Origin of the sequence: Citrobacter sp. MGH104, from assembly GCF_001034485.1 — a bacterium.
In the GTDB taxonomy this organism is placed as follows: domain Bacteria; phylum Pseudomonadota; class Gammaproteobacteria; order Enterobacterales; family Enterobacteriaceae; genus Citrobacter; species Citrobacter freundii.
The window spans coordinates 2,343,556-2,361,840 of sequence record NZ_KQ089818.1 but is presented as its reverse complement, the minus strand read 5'-3'; the positions used below and the strand labels follow the sequence as shown (position 1 = coordinate 2,361,840).

General features: G+C 54.0%; 16 protein-coding genes. 4 read left to right on the top strand and 12 right to left on the bottom strand.

The window, feature by feature from the left end:
- Positions 1 to 16 precede the first annotated feature (16 nt).
- Together SK34_RS11105 and xanP are read right to left on the bottom strand one after the other, a co-directional pair.
- The gene (locus SK34_RS11105) at positions 17 to 1,726 is read right to left on the bottom strand and encodes an AsmA family protein (protein ID WP_048233044.1); all 1,710 of its coding nucleotides are present in this window, start codon (positions 1,724 to 1,726) and stop codon (positions 17 to 19) included.
- A 121-nt stretch (positions 1,727 to 1,847) separates the two neighbouring features.
- Positions 1,848 to 3,239 (bottom strand): xanthine/proton symporter XanP, encoded by a 1,392-nt coding sequence (xanP, locus tag SK34_RS11100; RefSeq protein ID WP_003024026.1) that lies wholly within the window; start codon positions 3,237 to 3,239, stop codon positions 1,848 to 1,850.
- Between the two features lie 225 nt (positions 3,240 to 3,464).
- Between xanP and gltS the strand changes: the two genes are divergently transcribed.
- Positions 3,465 to 4,670 carry a sodium/glutamate symporter gene (gene gltS / locus SK34_RS11095; RefSeq protein WP_048233043.1) on the top strand — a complete coding sequence of 402 codons (1,206 nt, stop codon included), beginning with the start codon at positions 3,465 to 3,467 and terminating at the stop codon, positions 4,668 to 4,670.
- A 42-nt stretch (positions 4,671 to 4,712) separates the two neighbouring features.
- Here the strand turns inward: gltS and recG are convergent, their stop codons facing one another.
- From recG to gmk, 5 genes are read right to left on the bottom strand one after another with little or no spacing between them, the layout of a single operon-like run.
- Positions 4,713 to 6,794: an ATP-dependent DNA helicase RecG gene (gene recG, locus SK34_RS11090; protein ID WP_048233041.1), complete on the bottom strand. Its 2,082-nt coding sequence runs from the start codon at positions 6,792 to 6,794 to the stop codon at positions 4,713 to 4,715.
- Positions 6,795 to 6,799: 5 nt separating this feature from the next.
- Positions 6,800 to 7,489: a tRNA (guanosine(18)-2'-O)-methyltransferase TrmH gene (gene trmH, locus SK34_RS11085; protein WP_016151178.1), complete on the bottom strand. Its 690-nt coding sequence runs from the start codon at positions 7,487 to 7,489 to the stop codon at positions 6,800 to 6,802.
- A 4-nt stretch (positions 7,490 to 7,493) separates the two neighbouring features.
- Positions 7,494 to 9,608 (bottom strand): bifunctional GTP diphosphokinase/guanosine-3',5'-bis pyrophosphate 3'-pyrophosphohydrolase, encoded by a 2,115-nt coding sequence (gene spoT, locus SK34_RS11080; protein ID WP_003024038.1) that lies wholly within the window; start codon positions 9,606 to 9,608, stop codon positions 7,494 to 7,496.
- An 18-nt stretch (positions 9,609 to 9,626) separates the two neighbouring features.
- Positions 9,627 to 9,902, bottom strand: coding sequence for a DNA-directed RNA polymerase subunit omega (gene rpoZ / locus SK34_RS11075; RefSeq protein ID WP_000135058.1), 276 nt, complete (start codon positions 9,900 to 9,902; stop codon positions 9,627 to 9,629).
- A 54-nt stretch (positions 9,903 to 9,956) separates the two neighbouring features.
- Entirely contained in the window at positions 9,957 to 10,580 is a 624-nt protein-coding gene (gene gmk, locus SK34_RS11070; protein WP_003024042.1) for a guanylate kinase, read from the bottom strand.
- Between the two features lie 261 nt (positions 10,581 to 10,841).
- Here gmk and ligB point away from each other — a divergent pair, with 261 nt between their 5' ends.
- Positions 10,842 to 12,521: an NAD-dependent DNA ligase LigB gene (ligB, locus tag SK34_RS11065; protein WP_048233805.1), complete on the top strand. Its 1,680-nt coding sequence runs from the start codon at positions 10,842 to 10,844 to the stop codon at positions 12,519 to 12,521.
- Here ligB and SK34_RS11060 read toward each other — a convergent pair.
- Together SK34_RS11060 and SK34_RS11055 are read right to left on the bottom strand one after the other, a co-directional pair.
- The gene (locus SK34_RS11060; RefSeq protein ID WP_003024049.1) at positions 12,518 to 13,135 is read right to left on the bottom strand and encodes a trimeric intracellular cation channel family protein; all 618 of its coding nucleotides are present in this window, start codon (positions 13,133 to 13,135) and stop codon (positions 12,518 to 12,520) included. The genes ligB and SK34_RS11060 overlap by 4 nt on opposite strands.
- Positions 13,136 to 13,394: 259 nt before the next feature.
- Positions 13,395 to 14,258, bottom strand: a complete 864-nt coding sequence (locus SK34_RS11055) for a YicC/YloC family endoribonuclease (protein WP_003024052.1) — start codon at positions 14,256 to 14,258, stop codon at positions 13,395 to 13,397.
- 125 nt (positions 14,259 to 14,383) lie between these two features.
- Here SK34_RS11055 and rph point away from each other — a divergent pair, with 125 nt between their 5' ends.
- Both rph and pyrE read left to right on the top strand, forming a co-directional pair.
- Positions 14,384 to 15,100 (top strand): ribonuclease PH, encoded by a 717-nt coding sequence (rph, locus tag SK34_RS11050; protein ID WP_003024054.1) that lies wholly within the window; start codon positions 14,384 to 14,386, stop codon positions 15,098 to 15,100.
- Positions 15,101 to 15,165: 65 nt separating this feature from the next.
- On the top strand, positions 15,166 to 15,807 hold the full coding sequence (gene pyrE, locus SK34_RS11045; protein WP_003844527.1) for an orotate phosphoribosyltransferase: 642 nt from the start codon (positions 15,166 to 15,168) through the stop codon (positions 15,805 to 15,807).
- An 82-nt stretch (positions 15,808 to 15,889) separates the two neighbouring features.
- On the opposite strand, the gene slmA is transcribed toward pyrE, so the two are convergent.
- The 3 genes from slmA to coaBC all read right to left on the bottom strand — a co-directional run bounded on the left by slmA (position 15,890) and on the right by coaBC (position 18,259).
- Positions 15,890 to 16,486: a nucleoid occlusion factor SlmA gene (slmA, locus tag SK34_RS11040; protein WP_003024060.1), complete on the bottom strand. Its 597-nt coding sequence runs from the start codon at positions 16,484 to 16,486 to the stop codon at positions 15,890 to 15,892.
- Positions 16,487 to 16,602: 116 nt separating this feature from the next.
- Positions 16,603 to 17,061, bottom strand: coding sequence for a dUTP diphosphatase (gene dut, locus SK34_RS11035; protein WP_006687626.1), 459 nt, complete (start codon positions 17,059 to 17,061; stop codon positions 16,603 to 16,605).
- Positions 17,039 to 18,259 carry a bifunctional phosphopantothenoylcysteine decarboxylase/phosphopantothenate--cysteine ligase CoaBC gene (coaBC, locus tag SK34_RS11030; protein ID WP_086538736.1) on the bottom strand — a complete coding sequence of 407 codons (1,221 nt, stop codon included), beginning with the start codon at positions 18,257 to 18,259 and terminating at the stop codon, positions 17,039 to 17,041. Before coaBC ends, dut begins: the two co-directional genes overlap by 23 nt.
- Positions 18,260 to 18,285: the final 26 nt, after the last annotated feature.

Genomic DNA, 18,285 nt, shown 5'->3' with positions numbered 1-18,285 from the left:
GCCACCGGGCAATAAATTATTGCGCAGGTGGTGGTGCTGTGACTTCACTCCCTGAAACCACACCCGCCTGCATGGTCTGCGTGACCTGCTGTTTCTCCACGTTCACCGCATGCAGTTGGCCGCTGACCGTTGGCTTGAGCGGCGCATCGGCCTGAATATTGCCGCTGGCGGTAAGCTGAATATTACCATCGCTGGAAAGCGGCAGTGCGGGCCAGCCCCACTGCTGCAGGATCGTCATTGGCACGCCGCGTCCGTTCAGGCTGATCTGAGCCTGGCGCTGAGGCAACTGAGAAATGCTGGCGGTGGCCTCCAGCAGCCCTTTTTCCGTATAGGCGCTCAGTTCGCTGATATTGATGGTGCTGTTGTTCGCCGTCAGCGCCAGCGAAGGACGACGTACATCCGTGCGGTTAAAGGTAGCAGCAGCGGCGTTGAGGGTGGCGCTCCCGCTCCAGATCCCCCACTGATTGTTCTGTACCAGCCCGAGGTTAGCGCCGTAACCGTCAAGCGCGGTGAGCTGCCACGGGAAACTCGGGTCGATATCAATTACCAGATTGCGGCTGGCGCTGAATTTCTTCAGCGTCAGGCTGTTTAGCCATGTTGGCAGAGGTTTCATCCACTGCTGCTTCCAGTTTTCTGGCAGAGTGTATTCCAGACCGGCAATCGCGGCATCATCGAGGACCAGCGCTTTGTTGCTGCGTAGCCAGTTTCCGGATGTTCTGACCATACCGCCTTCCCAGCGGGTGGTGAACTGGCGCAGCGCAATGCCCTGTGGTGAGAACTCGGCGTTCAGAATCGGATCGAAGAAGTGCAGAGAGCCGTAGATAAACTCGCTGGCGTTCATCGACAATTTTCCTTCCTGAGTTTGCCAGTCGTCCTTGCTGAAGGTCATGTTGCGCAAGCTCAGATCGAGATCCGTCACCGCCCAGTCAGGGCCTTGCAGACGGGCATCCGTTATTTCCAGACGACCAATTTGCAGGGAAGGAATGGTGCTTAACGGGGCAAAAAAGTCGGCCAGCGATTTGTCGCTTTGTAGCCGGATATCATTCAGGCGCAGATTCTCCACTACCCAGCTCCCGTCGGCATTGCGTTGCGCTACGCCGGTTAATGCTCCACGTGCCACGTCTGCGCCAATATTGCTAAGTGTCACCCTGTCATGGTCAATGCTGCCTTCAATCAAGACGTTGGTGGTCGGGACATCGTTGAGCGTCAACGAACTGGCGCTGAGCTGAATTTGCGCTTTGCTGCCGAGAATTTTACCTGCCTCAGGGCTCCAGGGAATGACGCCGCCGTTAACGCGCTGGGCGCTGAGATTCCACTCGCTACCGGGGCTGTTAAGCGCCATATCCTGCAATTGCAGACGATCGGCCTGAAACGGTAACGGCGCGGTTTGCTGGGAAAGATTCAACGTACCGTTTTGCAACAAAATGGTGTCTACATGCAGCGGGTCGGTGATTTGGCGGCTACTGAGTCCAATATCGACCGTTTTGGCGACCAGCGTGGCGGGCTGACCATCCCGGCCAAAGGTGACGTTTTCCAGCAGAATATGGGAAGGGGAAGAAAACCGGTGATCGATGGCATCAAAGGACAGATGGTAGCTGCTGTTCTGTGAAACCCAGGCACTGACGTGCTCTGCGCCCCAGCGGGTTTGCAGTAGAAAATAAAGGCCGAGGATCGCCACTGCAAGGGCGATCAGCACGTAAAGAAGCAGCTTTCCAATAAATTTCATGGTCTTCCATCCCGCGAAGTGCACATAGTCAAGTTATGCACGATTTAGACGCAATGCTCAAGGCGGGAATGGTGAAAGAGCGTTACAGCGGCGTTGATTCAGAATCAACGCCGCAGTTTGCTTATTGCTTTTCTGGTGGGAACACCAGGTTCAGAACGATAGCGGTAATACCGCCTGCGGCAATGCCGGAAGAGAGCAGGTTTTTCACCCAGTCCGGGGCGAACTGCAGGATCAACGGCTGCTGGGAGACGCCCAGGCCGACGGCCAGCGACAACGCGATAATCAGAATCGCGCGGCGGTTCAGTGGCTCGCGGGACACAATACGCACGCCGGATGCGGCGATAGTACCGAACATTACCAGCGTTGCCCCGCCCAGTACTGGCTCAGGAATATGCTGTACAAAACCGCTGACCGCCGGGAACAGGCCCAGCGCGATCAACATCAACGCCACCACAAAACCGACGTAGCGGCTGGCAACGCCAGTTAACTGAATAACCCCGTTGTTCTGTCCAAAACAGGAGTTCGGGAAGGTGTTGAACACAGCGGAAACAAACGAGTTCAGACCGTTCGCCAGCACGCCGCCTTTCAGGCGTTTCATATACAGCGGACCAGAAACCGGTTGCTCGGAGACATCAGAGGTGGCCGTAATATCGCCGATGGTTTCCAGCGAGGTGATCATAAAGACCAGCATCAGCGGCAGCAGTAAACTCCAGTCGATACCCAGGCCATAATACAGCGGCGTTGGCACCATTAGCAGGTCCTGACTTACCGGTGCGGTATTTTGCGGCAGCATGTCCATAAACCAGGCCAGCAGATAGCCTGCCGCCATCGCAATCACCAATGACGCAACACGCAGGTAAGGGTTGCGTTGACGGTTAAGCAGGATGATTAGTGCCAGTACCACGCCTGCCAACAGTAAATTCTTCGGTGCACCAAAGGTGTTGTCGCTCATTGCGGCATAGCCACCACCAATTGATGTCAGACCCACCTGAATCAGCGACAGGCCGATAATCATCACCACCACGCCTGAGACCAATGGGGTAATGATCCGCCGCGCCAAATGCAGTACGCGTGAGATAACCATCTCGGTGCAGCTTGCCAGCATCAACGTACCGAACAGCGCCGCCATCATGGTTGGGACATCTGCGCCACCGGTTTTTAGCGCCGTACCGCCCATAATCAGTGGCGCAACAAAGTTAAAGCTGGTGCCCTGAATGGATAGCAGCCCTGAGCCTACCGGCCCCCAGGCTTTGATCTGAATGATAGAAGCTACGCCGGAGGCGAACAGCGACATACTGATAATGTGTTGAGTATCCTGAGCCGGTAAACCAAGCGCCTGGCAAATTAACAGAGCGGGAGTAATTACCGCGACGAACATGGCCAGCAGATGCTGACAGGCGGCAAACAAGGTCTGGGCTAACGGGGGGCGATCTTCAAGACGGTAAATCAGTTCACTGTTGTGAGTCTGCGCAACCGGTTGCGCATTTGTTGACTCTACGGCGTTAACGGACATCAGAGGCAATCCCATGGTGGAAAAGCGGTGATTTTATCTGACCAGGGCAGAAAAGCAAACGTTTGCTAGCTGGTATTCTTAATATTTAAAACGGATAAACAAACATTTTTATATAACTTTTCATCATTTTCTGCTTAAAATCCACCCCGAAAACTCAATAAGAGCTAAAAATCGGTCTGGAATGCATCGTGCGTGATTGTGCTAAACGCACTAATGGAGCTGTAAATGTTTTATCTCGATACGTTATCAACGCTGGTTGCGGCAACCCTTGTGTTGCTGCTGGGACGTAAGCTCGTCCAGTCTGTTTCCTTCCTGAAAAAATACACCATTCCCGAACCCGTAGCGGGCGGCCTGCTGGTGGCGATTGCGCTGCTGGTGCTGAAAAAAAGCATGGGTTGGGAAGTTAACTTCGATATGACCCTGCGCGATCCGTTGATGCTGGCCTTCTTCGCCACTATCGGTCTGAACGCCAATATCGCAAGTTTGCGTGCTGGCGGCCGCGTGGTGGGTATTTTTCTGATTGTGGTTGTTGGCCTGTTGCTGATGCAAAACGCCATCGGTATTGGTATGGCGACCCTGCTGGGTCTGGACCCGCTGATGGGCCTGATTGCTGGCTCGATCACCCTCTCTGGTGGACACGGAACCGGGGCCGCATGGAGCAAGCTGTTTATTGAACGTTACGGCTTCACCAATGCGACTGAAGTGGCGATGGCTTGCGCAACGTTTGGTCTGGTATTGGGTGGGCTGATTGGCGGCCCGGTGGCACGCTATCTGGTCAAACACTCCACCACGCCAGACGGTATGCCGGACGATCAGGCTGTGCCGACCGCATTTGAAAAGCCGGACGTCGGACGCATGATCACCTCACTGGTGCTGATTGAAACCATCGCGCTGATCGCTATCTGTCTGACGGTGGGGAAAATCGTTGCGCAAATGCTGGTTGGAACGGTACTGGAACTGCCGACCTTCGTTTGCGTGCTGTTTGTTGGGGTGATCCTCAGCAATGGTCTGGCGCTACTGGGCTTCTACCGGGTGTTCGAACGTGCGGTTTCTGTGCTGGGTAACGTTAGTCTGTCACTGTTCCTGGCGATGGCGCTGATGAGCCTGAAGCTATGGGAACTGGCTTCTCTGGCCTTGCCGATGCTGGCAATCCTGGTTGTGCAGACCATTTTCATGGCGCTGTATGCGATATTCGTTACCTGGCGCATGATGGGTAAGAACTACGATGCCGCTGTGCTGGCTGCTGGACACTGCGGTTTTGGCCTCGGCGCGACGCCGACGGCGATTGCCAACATGCAGGCGATTACCGAACGCTTTGGGCCATCCCATATGGCGTTTCTGGTGGTGCCGATGGTGGGGGCATTCTTTATCGATATCGTCAACGCGCTGGTGATTAAGCTGTATCTGCTGTTACCGATTTTTGCGCCATAACGGCTGTGCGGCGGGGTAACATCCGCCGCCGCTATGAATCGACTATGCGTTGGAGTAGCGTTCGGTTTCCGGCATCCAGCGCTCTATTAGCGCCACGGCCTGTTGCGGATAGCGTTCGTGAATATGGCGAGCAATGCGCTGAACTTCCGGGATAATCGCCTGATCACGCAGTAAATCTGCGACCTTGAATTCTGCCGTTCCGGTCTGGCGAGTACCTAACAGCTCGCCGGGGCCGCGAATCTCTAAATCTTTTTGCGCAATCACGAACCCGTCGTTACTGTCTCGCAGAACCTGCAAGCGTTTCTGCGCGGTTTTAGACAGCGGTGATTTGTACAGCAGGACGCAGTGGGAGGCCACCGCACCACGACCTACGCGGCCACGTAGCTGATGCAGCTGGGCCAGGCCCAGGCGCTCCGGGTTTTCAATAATCATCAGGCTGGCGTTTGGCACGTCCACGCCCACTTCAATCACCGTGGTGGCAACCAACAGATGCAGTTCACCCTGCTTAAAGGCCGCCATTACTGACTGCTTCTCGGCGGGCTTCATACGGCCGTGTACCAGGCCAATATTGAGTTCTGGCAGCGCAATCTTAAGCTCTTCCCACGTTGCTTCTGCTGCCTGAGCTTCTAACAGATCAGACTCTTCAATCAGCGTACAGACCCAGTATGCCTGGCGCGCTTCGTGGGTACAGGCGTTGCGCACGCGATCAATAATATCGCTGCGGCGGGTATCCGGAATCGCCACCGTGGTGACCGGCGTACGTCCCGGTGGGAGTTCATCAATTACTGAGGTGTCGAGATCGGCATAGGCGGTCATCGCCAGCGTGCGCGGGATTGGCGTGGCAGTCATGATGAGCTGGTGCGGGTGGAAACCCTGCTGCTGACCTTTTTCCCACAGCGCCAGACGCTGATGCACCCCGAAGCGGTGCTGTTCGTCGATGATAACCAGTGCCAGACCGTTGAACTGAACCTGTTCCTGGAAAATTGCATGAGTACCGACAATCATCTGCACCTGACCGCTGGCGATGGCTTCCTGTTGCGCCAGACGCGCTTTGCCTTTCTGCTTGCCCGCCAGCCAGCCCACTTCAACGCCCAGCGGCGCGAACCAGCTGCGGAAGTTATTCGCATGTTGTTCAGCCAATAATTCGGTGGGGGCCATCAGCGCAACCTGCTTACCATGTGCGATAGCGCGCAGGGCGGCTAACGCCGCAACCAGCGTTTTACCTGAGCCGACATCACCCTGTACCAGGCGCATCATTGGGACATCCAGTGCCATATCACGTTCGATCTCCGCGGTAACGCGAGCCTGTGCGCCAGTCGGTTTAAATGGTAGCGCCGCCAACAGCTTATCTTTCAGCGCATCGTTTGCGCTCAGCGGCTGGGCATGAAAACGCTGCGCCCCGGCGCGTAATGCCAGCATGCTGAGATTATGCGCCAGCAGTTCTTCGAGAATCAGACGTCGCTGCGCCGGATGTTGTCCTGTTTCCAGATCGCTGAGTTGCAGCGACGGTGGGGGGCGGTGCAACGTGCGCAGTGCTTCGGGCAGGCTCATCATGCCCTGTAACAGCTCTGGCGGTAGCAGTTCGGCAATGGCGCAAGTATCGAGCAGATCCAGTGCCTGATCGGTCAGCTTGCGCAGCGTGGCCTGCTTCACGCCTTCGGTAGTCGGATAAACAGGGGTCAGCGTTTCCTGTAATTCCGGCGTGCTGAGATCGCCCTGCACACGGTATTCCGGGTGGATCATCTCTGCGCCGTATTTCCCGCGTTTGGCTTCACCGTAGGCCAGCACCCGGCGACCGGTGGCTAGGCTGTTTTTCATTGCTGCGCTGAAGTTGAAAAAGCGCATGGTGAGAATGCCGGAGCCATCGCTGATCTGACAGGTCATCATCCGGCGACCGCCGAAGGTGATATTGCAGTTCAGCACTTCGCCTTCAACGGTGGCATAGACGCCCGGCAGCAGTTCGCCAATTGGGTACAGATGGGTACGGTCTTCGTAACGCAGGGGGAGGTGTAGCAGGAGGTCCTGTACGGTGTGCAGGCCAATTTTCGCCAGTTTACTGCTTTGCGCTGCGCCAACGCCGGTCAGAGAGTTGAGTGGGATGGCATCCAGTAAACGGCCTTTCATCGCGTTTATCTCGCAGATTGCATAGTGGCCCACCACGTTGCATCGGCTTCAATTTCGCCCTGCGTGTTTACGTGAGGGTAGGGAAGACCTTTGCGCTTAGCGACATTCGCCAGCACCGGATAACCGCCTTCAAACAGTAAGCGCTGCTGCTCGTCTTGTGGCAGCATGCTGTTTTCTCGTCGGTACATCCCAGCGTTTTGCCGCTGGCGTTGTGCTTCGTACAGAATCAGCGCGGAGGCGACCGAAACGTTCAGCGACTGCACCATGCCAGTCATGGGAATGATGATGTCCTGATCTGCCAGATCCAACGCTTCCTGAGTGATGCCGGTTTTCTCCTGGCCCATCAGGATGCAGGTGGGGCGCGTGTAATCAATCTCGCGAAAATCCACGGCTTTATCTGACAGATGAGTTGCCAGAACCTGCATGCCGCGGTTTTTTAAATGTGTGACCGCATCGCCAATAGTTAGGTGAGTTTTCACCTGCACCCAACTGTTGCTGCCTGCGGCAGAAGAGGCCATGGTGCGCATACGACTACCCGGCCAGACGGCGTGGACTTCATGCACGCCGACCGCATCTGCAGTACGAATAATCGCAGAAACGTTATGAGGTTTGTGAACCTGCTCCATGCAGACGGTCAGATCGGGCTGACGACGTGCGAGCATCTCGCGGATACGTGCATAGCGCTGTTCATTCATAAGACTAGTTTCGGTTACGGGTGACTTTTATCACGTCCGGCATGACGCGAATTTTGCGCATGATATTCGCCAGGTGCACGCGATCGCGAGCGGTCAAGCGAATAAAGGCGCTATAGACGCGACCATCTTTCTCTTCCGTATTCAGGCTTTGAATATTGGAGGTGGTCGTGTTGATTGCCGCCGTCAGGTTCGCCAAAGCACCCTGGTGGTTAAACATATCCACCTTAATCTCAGTGATGAATTCCTGCTCTGTTTCTTTATCCCATTCCACCGCCATAAATTTCTCTGGCTCTTTCTGGTAGCCACGAATATTACGGCAGGACTCATGGTGAATCACCAGACCTTTACCCGGACTGACGTGGGCAATGATGGGATCGCCTGGAATTGGACGGCAGCATTTCGCGAAGGTGATCAGCACGCCGTCTGCACCTTTGATCGGCAGATGACCATGGCCAGATTGTGCCGGTACGTTCGCTGTTGCTTCGCCCTGCTGGAGGTTTTTCGCTACCACCACGCTCATGGCATTACCCAGACCGATTTCTGCGAGCAGATCGTCAAGAGTGGCGAGCTTCATGCGCTCAAGCTCACGCTGGATGCTCTCTGGCGGGATCTCAGCCAGTTTACGGCTTCCGCCCAGGGCATGGTTGAGCAGTCGACGGCCCAGACTGACGGAATCATCGCGCTTGAGGTTTTTCAGCAGTTGGCGAATCTTGGCGCGGGCTTTCGAACTGACGACGAAGTTGAGCCACGCGGCATTCGGACGCGCACCCGGGGCGGTAATAATCTCAACTGTCTGACCGCTAAAGAGCGGTTGTGAAAGCGGGTAAGGCTGTCTGTCGACGCGCGCGCCGACGCAGGCGTGACCGATATCTGTATGCACGGCGTAGGCGAAGTCGACAGGCGTTGCACCGGCGGGCAGTTCGACAATGCGCCCTTCCGGTGTGAAAACATAAATCTCATCCGGGAAGAGATCAGATTTAACGCTTTCAATAAATTCAAACGAGCTACCGGCGCTCTGCTGCAGTTCCAGCAGGCTCTGCATCCAGCGCTGAGCGCGGATTTGCGCAGTGGTGCTGCTTTCGCCGCCGTGCTCTTTGTAAGCCCAGTGCGCTGCGACACCCATCTCTGCCATCTGGTCCATGTCTTCAGTACGAATCTGTACTTCAACCGGGACGCCATGAGGGCCGATCATTGAGGTGTGCAAAGACTGATATCCGTTCGCTTTTGGGATGGCAATATAGTCTTTCACGCGGCCAGGACGTGGTTTGTACAGGCTGTGCATCTGGCCGAGTACGCGATAGCAGGTATCGGAATCATGAACGATGACGCGAAATGCGTAGATATCCATGATAGAGTGAAAACGCTGCTCTTTGAGCACCATTTTGCAGTAAATAGAGTACAGGTGCTTCTCACGCCCGCTTACGCGACACGGAATACCTGCCTCCTGCAAACGCCCTTCGATTTCCGAGAGGATTTTTTGGATCATCTCTTTGCGGTTGCCGCGAGCGGCTTTAACCACTTCTTTAATCACGCGATAGCGGTTCGGGTACAGCGCTTCAAAACCCAGCTCTTCCAGCTCGGTTTTAATGTGATGAATACCTAAACGGTGTGCCAGCGGACTATAGATTTCGAGGGTTTCACGGGCGATGCGGCGACGCTTGTCCGGGCGTAATGAGCCCAGCGTGCGCATATTGTGGGTACGGTCGGCAAGTTTGATGAGAATGACGCGGATATCCTGCACCATCGCCATAATCATCTTGCGAAAGTTTTCGGCTTGCGCCTCTTTCTTATCGCGAAACTTAAGCTTATCAAGCTTCGATACCCCTTCTACCAGCTCTGCAACGCTTTTACCAAAAAGCTGTTCCATGTCCTGATAGGTGGCTGGGGTATCTTCAATCACGTCATGCAGCAGTGCAGCCATCAGCGTTTCGTAGTCGAGTTTCATCTCGGCCAGAATGCAGGCTACCGCTACCGGGTGCGTGATATAGGGTTCACCGCTTGAACGTGTCTGGCCCTCGTGAGCGTCACGTGCAACGAGATACGCCTGCCGAAGACGCTTAATCTGGTCTTCCGGCAGGTAGTTTTGAATCAGTTGATTCAGGCTTTCAAACAGATACAAGGGCGACCCGCTTTGTGATTAACGACGACCTTCAGCAATAGCGGTAACGGCTTGTAATTCAGCGGCTTCCTGCTCTTGCTGTTCCTGGCGCTCACGCACGTCGAGGATCTGGTTGTTGATCAGACCTTCTTCGATTTCGCGCAGCGCGATAACGGTAGTTTTATCGTTTTCTTCCGGTACGAGCGGATCCTTTCCGCCTACCTGCATCTGACGAGCGCGACGCGCGGCGACCAGTACCAGGTCAAAACGGTTACCAATTTTCTCTACAGCGTCCTGAACAGTTACGCGTGCCATACTTAAAATGCTCCACAGGTGAAGAAATGACTGGGCATGATACTGAATGTGGGTTCAGTCTGCCAACAGTTTGCTGATTAAAGCGTCATGACGCTGCTTTTGGCGGCTCATGCGCAGACGTTCGGCGCGAATGATGGTTTTCAAATCGCCCAGGGCGGTATCGAAATCATCGTTCACAATAAGATAATCATATTCGGCGTAATGGCTCATTTCTGCAACAGCTTGCGCCATACGTTTTGCGATCACGTCTTCGCTATCCTGACCGCGGCCACGCAGACGGCGGTCCAGCTCAATCTTAGATGGCGGCAAAATAAAAATACTGCGCGCATGCGGCATTTTTTCGCGAATTTGCTGCGCACCTTGCCAGTCGATATCTAAAAAGACGTCTACGCCGGATGCTAATACTTGCTCAATGGTTTCACGTGAGGTGCCGTAGTAATTACCGAAAACCTCCGCGTGTTCCAGGAACGCGTCTCTGCCAATCATGGTTCTGAATTCATCATGGTTCACAAAAAAATAGTGTTCACCGTGCACTTCCCCCGGGCGCGGTGCGCGCGTGGTGTGCGAAACAGAAACCTGGGTGTCATACAACGGTTGGGTCTTTAATAAAGCCTGAATCAGGCTGGATTTACCCGCGCCACTGGGGGCAGAAACAATATAAAGCGTGCCTTGAGCCATGAGTATCTTAATGTATGTGATTGTCGAAAGAGAGCCTACATACGGGCTTATTATACACGTAGCCGCTATGTGACGTAGCCCTTGTCACACTTTTTGCGCATGTTTATTGCGTTTTGCGTATCAGTTTCCTGTTTTATCGATGATTTGCAGCAATACGTGCAAATGTCAGGAACGTTGCTCGCAGGATGCTTTTTTGCCGCTCTGTTTCCCTATTATTTCGCGCTATACCTGCCAGGAAATGCAGTGCTCAGCGGAGGTAACATGGGATTATGGAAAGGCATAGGGCTGGTTTTGCTAATGGGGTATCTACCCGCATGGGCGGTATGCCCCGTTTGGTCACCTGCCAGGGCAAACGAGGAAATTTCACGACTACAGCAGCAGATAACACAGTGGAATGACAGTTACTGGAAACAGGGTGAAAGTGCCGTAGATGACGGCGTTTATGACCAGCTCAATGCGCAACTAATTCAATGGCAGCGCTGTTTTGGTGATGAAGTTCCACCAGATCTGTCTGCGCCACCAATGGGTGGCACAGTATCGCACCCCGTTCCCCACACGGGTGTTCGAAAACTTGCCGATAAGCAAGCGCTACAGCAATGGATGCACGCGCGCAGCGATCTCTGGGTGCAACCGAAGGTGGATGGCGTGGCAGTGACGTTAGTCTATCGCAATGGCAATCTGGTACGGGCGATTAGCCGTGGTAATGGCCTGAAAGGCGAAGACTGGACGCAAAAGGTTCTTCAGATCCCTTCCGTACCACATTCCACCAAGGGGAATCTCGCTAACAGTACGTTGCAGGGTGAGATTTTTTTGCAGCAAGAGGGGCATATTCAGAAGCAGAGAGGGGGAATGAACGCCCGCTCGAAGGTTGCTGGATTGATGATGCGCCAGAGCAATCAGGAATTATTAGGCTCGCTGGCTATTTTTATCTGGGCCTGGCCCGATGGTCCTGCGGTCATGTCTGAAAGACTGGAGCAGCTCACTGCTGCCGGGTTCAGTTTCACGCAACATTTTACCAAGGCCGTGAAGAGTGCGGATGACGTAGAGCAAGTGCGAGCAAAGTGGTGGACTTCAGGATTACCTTTTGTCACTGATGGCGTGGTCGTGCGAACAGGAAAAGAGCCGCAGGCGCGATACTGGCTACCCGGACAGGGAGACTGGCTGGCTGCGTGGAAATATCCTCCCGTGGCCAGGGTATCTGAGGTGACCGGTATTCAGTTCTCCGTTGGTAAAAGCGGGAAAATTGCGGTGGTAGCATTGCTGACTCTCGTCATGCTGGATGATAAACGCGTACAGCGCGTCAATATTGGCTCCGTTCGACGCTGGAATGAATGGGATATCGCGCCTGGCGATCAGATTCTGGTGAGCCTGGCCGGACAAGGGATCCCCCGTATAGATGAGGTGGTCTGGCGCAGTACCCAGCGTAGTAAGCCAGTGCCACCTGAGGGGCGCTTCAATTCATTAACCTGTTTTTATGCCACAGCGGAGTGCCAGGAACAGTTTGTTGCCAGACTGGTCTGGCTGGGGGCCAAAGAGGTGCTGGGGCTGGAGGGCATCGGCGAGGCGGGATGGCGGGAGCTCCACCAGGTGTATCGTTTTGAGCATATCTTTTCCTGGCTCGGGCTAACTCAGGAACAACTACAGTCCACATTTGGTGTAAGCAAAGGGGAGAAGTTATGGCATCAATTCAACCTGTCACGCGATCTTCCGTTCACGCGCTGGGTGATTGCCATGGGAATACCGTTAACACAGGCAACGCTGAATGCCAGCCGGGATGGTTCGTGGCAGCAATTGCAAGAACGCGATGAACAAAGCTGGCGGCAGCTTCCTTTCATGGGGGAGCAGCGGGCACGGCAGGTTATTCAGTGGCTGGAGGATCGAGAGGTCACAGCGCTGAGCAACTGGTTAGCTGCTCAGCGGATCGCGGGCTTTATGCCTTAATGGCCTTCATGGCGATAGTAAAATACTGGCAGACCTAACTTCAGGCGCAGCGCCAGTAGTCGGGCGGTAAAGCCGAAGAGCAGGGTAGAGATAACCACCACATCATGACTGGAGACATAATGCTGCAGCACGATGTACAGCACGGCAGCGGCAAATGATACGCCGGCATACAGTTCTTTCTGGAACACCAGCGGGATGCGTTTGCAGAACATATCGCGTAATACGCCGCCGAAAACCCCGGTAGTGACCGCAGCGACCACGGCGATAATCGGTCCATGGCCCATATCCAGTGCCACCTGAGCCCCGATAATAGAAAAGACCACCAGGCCCAGCGCATCCAGTACGAGGAATATTTTGCGCAGATAGGGCATCACGGGAGCAATAATTGTGGTCAGTACCGCGGCAGTGGCTACGATAATGACGTATTCAGGGTGCTTTACCCAGCCGAGCGGATAATGGCCGAGAAGAATATCGCGTACTGAACCACCGCCAATGGCTGTCGCGGTGGCAATGATAATGACGCCAAATGTATCCATACGACGACGCCCAGCCGCAAGCGCACCGGTCATGGCTTCGGCAGTAATACCAATTAAGTATAAAACGTGTAACAGCATGTATTCCCCCCTGATTTGCTGGGGGCTAAGGTTAACGATTTGTTCGCACTGTCACGATTGAGATTTTCTAAGGCGAAGTGATTCTAATAACTACAGCTAATGCGAAATTGTTGTAAACACGTTATGGCATGCGCTTTGTGATATGAGTGGTGACAATAAATGATGAGAAAATATAAGTCTGATCGCATAGATGAGAACTGATAGCGTCGGGAAAAGCACGTAGCGCCGCCGTTTATTGACGGGCTACGTGAGATGTGACTTACTCGATATTCTGAATTTGCTCGCGCATTTGCTCGATCAATACCTTCAGTTCAATTGCGGAGTTAGTCACTTCGGCATTGATAGACTTCGATGCCAGAGTATTCGACTCACGGTTGAATTCCTGCATCATGAAGTCCAGACGACGGCCAACCGCCTCTTTTTTCTTCAGAATGTTGTAGGTTTCTTTGACGTGAGCTTCCAGGCGATCCAGTTCTTCAGCCACGTCGATACGCTGTGCCATCAGCACCAGTTCTTGCTCAAGGCGGTTATTTTCCAGCTGCACCTGAGCATCTTCCAGTTTGGCTACCAGACGCTCGCGCTGCCATTGCAGGATTTCCGGCATATGTGCGCGCACTTTTGTGACTTCAGCGCTGACGCCTTCCAGACGCTGCTCGATCAACGCCTTCAGTGCCTGACCTTCGGTTTCACGCGCAACGATAAAGTCATCCAGCGTACCGTCAAGCGCGGCGAGGATTTCGGCGGCAATGGCGTCCAGATCTTGCTCCTGGGCTGCCATTACGCCTGGCCAACGCAGGATATCAACCGGGTTAATTTCACCTTCATCACTCTGCATTTTGACCCAGTTAGCAGCGCTAACGAGCTGTTTAGCGAGTTTTTCATTCAGAATCAGCTCGCCTTGTGCACTGGCATCAGGCTCAAAACGCAGCGTACATTCGACTTTACCGCGCGTCAGACGCGTGCGGATACGTTCGCGAACTACGGGTTCGAGACTACGGAACTGCTCCGGCAGGCGAAAATAAGTTTCCAGATAACGCTGGTTTACCGAGCGCATTTCCCAGGTAGCGCTACCCCATTCACCCTTGATTTCACGCCGGGCGTAAGCGGTCATGCTGCGGATCATAGACGTTCCTGTTTTTAAAGATGAGATGGGAGGATTATAGCCATCCACGTCTTGTCAGGATAGGAATAACAGTCGGAAGTCCGTATAATGCGCAGCCACATTCGTTTCAAGCCGGAGATTTTATCATGCGTCCAGCAGGTCGTAGTGCCAATCAGGTGCGTCCCGTCACCCTGACCCGTAATTATACAAAACACGCTGAAGGCTCCGTGCTGGTCGAATTTGGTGATACCAAAGTGCTATGTACCGCTTCTATTGATGAAGGCGTACCGCGTTTTCTGAAAGGTCAGGGCCAGGGTTGGATCACCGCAGAATATGGCATGCTGCCACGCGCCACACACACCCGTAACGCCCGTGAAGCGGCGAAAGGTAAGCAGGGCGGTCGTACCATGGAAATCCAGCGTCTGATCGCTCGTGCGCTGCGCGCTGCCGTTGACCTGAAGACGCTCGGTGAGTTCACCATTACGCTGGACTGCGATGTTATCCAGGCAGATGGCGGTACGCGCACCGCATCAATTACCGGTGCATGCGTTGCGTTGGCGGATGCGCTTAACAAGCTGGTCGCGAGCGGTAAACTGAAAACTAACCCGATGAAAGGGATGGTCGCCGCGGTTTCCGTGGGCATTGTTAACGGTGAAGCGCTCTGTGACCTCGAGTACGTTGAAGACTCTGCTGCAGAAACCGACATGAACGTAGTGATGACTGAAGACGGTCGCATTATAGAGGTTCAGGGCACGGCGGAAGGTGAGCCATTCAGCCATGAAGAACTTCTCACCCTACTGGCGTTAGCCCGAGGGGGAATCGAATCCATTGTAGCGACGCAGAAGGCGGCGTTAGAAAATTGATTTTAAAGGCGACTGATGAGTCGCCTTTTTTTTGTCTGTAATAAAGTGAGATGAGGAGCGAATCCATGAAACCGTATCAGCGCCAGTTTATTGAGTTTGCGCTTAGCAAGCAGGTACTAAAGTTTGGCGAGTTTACGCTGAAATCCGGGCGTAAAAGCCCCTATTTCTTCAACGCCGGACTGTTTAATACCGGGCGCGACCTGGCTCTGTTAGGCCGTTTTTACGCCGAAGCGCTGGTGGATTCCGGTATTGAGTTCGATTTGCTGTTTGGCCCAGCGTACAAAGGTATTCCGATTGCGACTACAACGGCCGTTGCGCTGGCTGAACACCACGATAAAGATTTGCCGTACTGCTTTAACCGTAAAGAGGCGAAGACCCACGGTGAAGGTGGCAATCTGGTCGGTAGTGCACTTGAGGGGCGCGTGATGCTGGTGGATGATGTTATCACCGCAGGTACGGCGATTCGTGAGTCGATGGAAATTATCCAGGCGAATGGCGCCACTCTGGCGGGGGTACTGATTTCTCTCGATCGTCAGGAACGCGGTCGCGGCGAGATTTCCGCTATTCAGGAAGTGGAACGTGATTACGGTTGCAAAGTGATCTCTATTATCACCCTGAAAGACCTGATTGCGTATCTGGAAGAGAAACCGGATATGGCGGAGCACCTGGCGGCAGTACGAGCCTATCGCGAAGCATACGGTGTATAAGGACTGCCGGATAGCGCTGCGCTGATCCGGCCTACGCACTTACCGGGCCTACGTTTTACGTAGGCCGGACAAGACGAAACCGCTACTGCAATTGAGCGGCAACCAACGGCCAGCGGGTGTCAAAATCATCCGTTGGGCGGTATTTAAATTCGCTACGTACAAACCGGGATAGCATACCTTCGCAGAAAGCCAGTAACTGGCTGGCCAGAAGCGTTTCATCCACGGTGTAGCCTTCACCTTCACGCATTCTTTTTTCTCGCAGAACCTGGCGCAACTGCGCTTCAATGCGCTCAAAAAGTTGGTTAATGCGACCTTGCAGACGGTCTTGCTCGAACATCAACGCGTGTCCGGTCAGAATTCGCGTCAGGCCCGGATTACGCTCACCAAACCCTAAAATCAGCAGAACGATCAGACGCAGACGCGCGCTGGTGTCCTTTTCATCTTTCAAAATCAGATTGATACGCGTAATCAGACTATCTTCGATAAACTCAATCAGGCTATCGAACATACGGGTCTTGCTGGGGAAATGGCGATACAATGCCGCTTCGGATACGCCAACTGAGGCTGCCAGCTTTGCTGTGGTGATGCGTTGGCTACCATCGCTGGACTCAAGCATCAGTGCCAGAGACTGAAGTATTTCTTCGCGACGATTCCTTTTCGCAGTTTGCTTTTCTACCATGTTACAAAATACCCCTGAAAATAAGCTCTTGCCAGGCAGGCATCCACACAGCGACCGCAAACTGTTGTTTGCGGTGTGTTATTGCGTTATTACGCTATGGGATACTTTTCTGCGGGTTACTTGCGCCCGGAATGGCCGAAGCCACCTTCGCCACGATCGGTGGCTTCAAACTCTTCCACCAGATTAAATTCAGCCTGCACGACCGGTACAAATACCATCTGCGCGATACGTTCGCCCGGCTCAATAGTGAAGCTGTCCTGACCACGGTTCCAGATGGACACCATCAGTTGGCCCTGGTAGTCGGAATCAATCAAACCAACCAGATTGCCCAGCACGATACCGTGCTTATGGCCCAATCCGGAGCGCGGGAGCATCACCGCTGCCAGAGAAGGATCGGCAATGTGGATAGCTAACCCGGTTGGCACCAGCGTTGTTGCGCCCGGTGCCAGTTCTACGGCGTCATCAAGACAAGCACGCAGGTCAAGTCCGGCAGAACCAGAAGTGGCGTACGTCGGGAGCGGAAATTGTTGCCCAACGCGCGGGTCCAGAATCTTAACGTCGATTTTTTTCATCATAACGGGTCACGATCTCGTCGAGTAATAATTGGCCCAGGAGTTCTTTACGCTCAAGCGGTAAGACTTTGTCTCCATCCTGCCAAAAAAGGTGTAATGCGTTGCTATCGCTGTTAAACCCTTGAGTTGACAGCGAAACGTCGTTCGCACAGATCACATCAAGGTTTTTGCGGATGCGTTTTTGCCGGGCATATTCTTCCACATTATTTGTTTCGGCGGCAAACCCAACGACAAAAGGACGGTTAGCATCCAGTGCGGCAACACCGGCGATAATGTCCGGGTTTTTGACCATTTTTACTGTTAATTCATCACCCTGCGTCGCTTGTTTTTTTATTTTTTCGTGGGCGACAGTTTCAGCGCGATAATCAGCGACTGCAGCGCAGCCGATAAAAATATGCTGTTGTTGCACTGCAGACTGCACAGCGGCTTCCATTTCCAACGCGGTCATCACATCAACCCGCTGAACAAATGGTGGTGTGGATAACGAAACCGGACCCGATACCAGTGTGACGTTTGCCCCGCGCTTTGCTGCAGCGGCCGCGATAGCAAATCCCATCTTCCCGGAGCTATGGTTGGAAATATAACGCACGGGATCAAGCGGTTCACGCGTCGGACCCGCCGTAATCATGATGTTGAGATGTTGCAGATCGTTGACAGGCGAAAAATGTTCTGCCGCCATATCCACAATCGTTAACGGATCCAGCATACGTCCAGGACCGACATCGCCACATGCCTGGCTACCGCTGTCCGGGCCCCAAATGAGCAAACCGCGTGAGGCAAGAATACTCAGATTGTGCTGGGTCGCGGCAGCGCGATACATCTGCTGGTTCATGGCTGGCAGTACAGCAACAGAAGCAGGCGTTGCCAGACAAATCGTTGACACCAGGTCGTTGGCCATACCTGCGGCGACACGAGCAATCAGGTCTGCTGTAGCGGGCGCCAGGATGACCAAATCGGCCCATTTTCCCAGCTCAATGTGGCCCATCGCAGCTTCGGCTGCGGGATCAAGCAGGCTGTCGGAAACGGGATAACCTGAAACTGCCTGTAAACTCAGGGGAGTAATAAATGCTTTTGCCGCTTCGGTCATCGCCACGCGGACGTCAGCGCCGCGTTCCCGTAAACGACGCACCAGCTCAGGGGTCTTGTACGCAGCAATACCGCCACTGACGCCAAGTACGATTTTTTTACCGGCCAGGCTCATCATGATCTTTCCTGTTGGGTTTCACC

Excerpts from the sequence above, each read along its gene's own strand:
- SK34_RS11060 (WP_003024049.1), bottom strand. The coding sequence starts at position 13,135 with ATGCTGTTACACGTTTTATACTTAATTGGTATTACTGCCGAAGCCATG.
- dut (WP_006687626.1), bottom strand. The coding sequence starts at position 17,061 with ATGATGAAAAAAATCGACGTTAAGATTCTGGACCCGCGCGTTGGGCAA.
- rpoZ (WP_000135058.1), bottom strand. The coding sequence starts at position 9,902 with ATGGCACGCGTAACTGTTCAGGACGCTGTAGAGAAAATTGGTAACCGT.
- gltS (WP_048233043.1), top strand. The coding sequence starts at position 3,465 with ATGTTTTATCTCGATACGTTATCAACGCTGGTTGCGGCAACCCTTGTG.
- slmA (WP_003024060.1), bottom strand. The coding sequence starts at position 16,486 with ATGGTAGAAAAGCAAACTGCGAAAAGGAATCGTCGCGAAGAAATACTT.
- rph (WP_003024054.1), top strand. The coding sequence starts at position 14,384 with ATGCGTCCAGCAGGTCGTAGTGCCAATCAGGTGCGTCCCGTCACCCTG.
- pyrE (WP_003844527.1), top strand. The coding sequence starts at position 15,166 with ATGAAACCGTATCAGCGCCAGTTTATTGAGTTTGCGCTTAGCAAGCAG.
- ligB (WP_048233805.1), top strand. The coding sequence starts at position 10,842 with ATGGGATTATGGAAAGGCATAGGGCTGGTTTTGCTAATGGGGTATCTA.
- trmH (WP_016151178.1), bottom strand. The coding sequence starts at position 7,489 with ATGAATGAACAGCGCTATGCACGTATCCGCGAGATGCTCGCACGTCGT.
- gmk (WP_003024042.1), bottom strand. The coding sequence starts at position 10,580 with ATGGCTCAAGGCACGCTTTATATTGTTTCTGCCCCCAGTGGCGCGGGT.
- SK34_RS11105 (WP_048233044.1), bottom strand. The coding sequence starts at position 1,726 with ATGAAATTTATTGGAAAGCTGCTTCTTTACGTGCTGATCGCCCTTGCA.
- SK34_RS11055 (WP_003024052.1), bottom strand. The coding sequence starts at position 14,258 with ATGATCCGCAGCATGACCGCTTACGCCCGGCGTGAAATCAAGGGTGAA.
- xanP (WP_003024026.1), bottom strand. The coding sequence starts at position 3,239 with ATGTCCGTTAACGCCGTAGAGTCAACAAATGCGCAACCGGTTGCGCAG.
- recG (WP_048233041.1), bottom strand. The coding sequence starts at position 6,794 with ATGAAAGGCCGTTTACTGGATGCCATCCCACTCAACTCTCTGACCGGC.
- coaBC (WP_086538736.1), bottom strand. The coding sequence starts at position 18,259 with ATGAGCCTGGCCGGTAAAAAAATCGTACTTGGCGTCAGTGGCGGTATT.